3 protein-coding genes are annotated in these 1,778 nt (G+C 29.1%); all 3 read left to right on the plus strand.

All coding sequences use genetic code 11. From position 1 onward, the window contains the following. A partial coding sequence (locus tag VNJ50_RS04940) for an RNA polymerase sigma factor (protein ID WP_325579619.1) occupies positions 1-392 on the plus strand: 392 nt, incomplete at its 5' end. 2 nt (positions 393-394) lie between these two features. Next, positions 395-571: a hypothetical protein gene (locus VNJ50_RS04945; protein ID WP_325579620.1), complete on the plus strand. Its 177-nt coding sequence runs from the start codon at positions 395-397 to the stop codon at positions 569-571. Between the two features lie 15 nt (positions 572-586). Beyond that, the gene (locus VNJ50_RS04950; RefSeq protein ID WP_325579622.1) at positions 587-1,396 is read left to right on the plus strand and encodes a mechanosensitive ion channel family protein; all 810 of its coding nucleotides are present in this window, start codon (positions 587-589) and stop codon (positions 1,394-1,396) included. Positions 1,397-1,778: the final 382 nt, after the last annotated feature.

The raw sequence follows: 1,778 nt of genomic DNA on the forward strand, positions 1-1,778 counted from the left end.
TTGTTAAGCTCTTTTTGAAAATCAGAACTTTTAAAAATCAGTCAAAATTTTCTACATGGCTGTATTCCTTTACTTATAACCATTGTGTTAACCATGTCCAACGAGATTATAATAAACGTAAGGATAGGTTTATAGATTCAGAAGATGAAAATCAGCTGCATCAAGTTTATGAAGAAATCGATGATAAAGATATTTTTGAATTGAATCATGAAAAGTTCTTGAATTCTTTAGAATTGCTAGATCCAAATGATAAATCCATTCTTTTTATGAAGTATCAAGATGATATGACTATTGAAGATATACAGATGGCATTAGATTTAGGCAAAAGTGCTGTGAAAATGCGCTTGAGCAGAGCAAAAAGTAAATTACTTCAGATTTATAAACAGTTGTAATTATGGAAAATCCTTTTAAAAAAATAATTACTAATGAAAAGCTGCCCGACAAAATTAGAGCACGGGTACTTGATGATATCAATATGATCAAATTAGCTTTGGATCTCACCGATCTTCTGGTTGTAAAATATCCGGATACTATCGGTAATGTCATTAAAAACAAAAATAATAATAACTAGCCTAATTTATTTCCAATGAAAGAAAACCTAAACTTTACCCTTATAGATGAGTTAATCAATAATATCTATATGTTTTTGCCAAAACTTATTTTTGGCGTTTTATTTATAATTGTCTGTTGGATTGTTTTAAAACTCGTTCTTTTTATAGTCAAAAAGACTTTGAAGTTTTCTAAAATAGATGCCCTGACCCAAAAACTCAATGAAGCTCCTTTTCTCGATTCTGGCATAAAAATTAAACCGGATAAAATAATTCTTATATTTTTAAAATGGTTTTTAATCCTGATTTTCATCATCATTGGATCAGAATTGCTCAACTTAAGCTTGTTGTCCAATGAAATAGGAAAGCTTATCAATTACCTTCCAAGATTCTTCAGTGCATTGGTTATTTTAATCGTTGGATTATATGGTGCGGGTTATATTAAAAAAACTATACGGTCCTTACTAAAAGCTATTGATGTTTCTGGAGGAAAGGCAATCAGCAATATTATTTTTATACTGTTGTTTATTATGGTTTCCATCATGTCGCTAGATCAGGCTGGTATCAATACTGACATTATTACTAACAATCTCATCTTAATACTTGGAGCGGTAATGGTCTCCTTAGCTATTTCTTTTGGGCTGGGTTCAAGAGATGTTGTTTTTAGACTTTTATTGGGTTTTTACAGTAAAAGGAATTTTAATATCGGTCAAAGAATAAAAATAGATGAAAAGGAAGGTGTTATTCTTGCCATAGACAATATAAGTTTATTGGTCAAATTTGAAGATACTAAAGTGGTGTATCCTATTAAGTATATCGCTAACAGCCGAATAGAAATTGTAGATTAAATAAACCGATTTTTTTTCAATTTTTATGTGACTTATGAGGCTTTATGGGGTCTTAATTATAAACCCAGTCCTCATAATGTGTTACGATTATATAATTGATAATATATATATTATTTACTTAGGTATATTAATATTTGGTGTCATTTTATTTTCCATACTGAATTTTAAGGTATTAAAAGATATTAAAAATTCGTTCAATGAATATAGGGACATTTTAGAGAAAAATGTAAAACTTACAAATCATACCGTAAAGTCCCATTATCGCGAAGGCGTTAAACTTGAACATAAGGTTAAGCACAAGTTATGATCGTTTTTTTAATCAGAATTTACCTGAGATTTAGAAATTAGGTTTTGAACAATAAATTTAGGGGGATTTTAATTT

Origin of the sequence: Gelidibacter sp., assembly GCF_035577925.1 — a bacterium.
Taxonomy (GTDB): Bacteria; Bacteroidota; Bacteroidia; order Flavobacteriales; family Flavobacteriaceae; genus Gelidibacter.

Bases quoted from the DNA above. Each gene is read 5' to 3' on its own strand.
- VNJ50_RS04945 (WP_325579620.1), top strand. From the start codon at position 395: ATGGAAAATCCTTTTAAAAAAATAATTACTAATGAAAAGCTGCCCGAC.
- VNJ50_RS04950 (WP_325579622.1), top strand. From the start codon at position 587: ATGAAAGAAAACCTAAACTTTACCCTTATAGATGAGTTAATCAATAAT.